The organism is Microbacterium daqui (assembly GCF_050408675.1).
Lineage (GTDB): Bacteria > Actinomycetota > Actinomycetes > Actinomycetales > Microbacteriaceae > Microbacterium.
The window spans coordinates 1-670 of the sequence record NZ_JBNTKF010000050.1; the positions used below are offsets into that span (position 1 = coordinate 1).

1 protein-coding gene is annotated in these 670 nt (G+C 62.1%); it reads left to right on the forward strand.

Annotated features, from left to right (window positions below; translation table 11 throughout):
• A partial coding sequence (locus tag ACQUSY_RS13380) for an IS481 family transposase (protein WP_428904931.1) occupies positions 1 to 670 on the forward strand: 670 nt, incomplete at both ends.

Sequence of the window (670 nt, forward strand, 5' to 3'; positions counted from 1 at the left end):
TGGTGCGCGCGCGGATCAACAGACTCAGTCATATCGATCGGGTTACCGGCGAACCCATCCGCCGATACGAGCATCCCCATCCCGGATCGATGATTCACGTCGACGTGACCAAATTCGGCAGCATCCCCGATGGTGGTGGCTGGCGGTTCGTCGGCAAGCAGCAAGGAGACAAACACAAGGCGACGACGGCTCTCCGCACGGGAAGAACCAGCAAAGGTCACCCGAACATCGGCACCGCATTCGTCCATACCGTTATCGATGACTACTCCCGCGTTGCCTACGCCGAGATCTGCACCGACGAGAAGGCCGTCACGGCGATCGGTGTCCTTGAACGCGCTGTCGCCTGGTTCGCAGATCGCGGCGTCACAGTCGAGCGCGTCTTATCCGACAACGGGTCGGCCTATCGCTCCTACGCATGGCGAGATGCCTGCACCCTGCTCGGCGTCCGACACAAGCGCACCCGCCCCTATCGTCCACAGACCAATGGCAAGATCGAGCGGTTCCACCGCACCCTCGCCGACGGCTGGGCCTACGCACGCTTCTACGGATCAGAATCCGAACGCCGAGCCGCGCTACCCGCCTGGCTACACACCTACAATCATCACAGGCACCACTCCGCAGTCGGAGCCGCACCCATCAGCAGACTCAACAACCTGCCTGGACATCACAC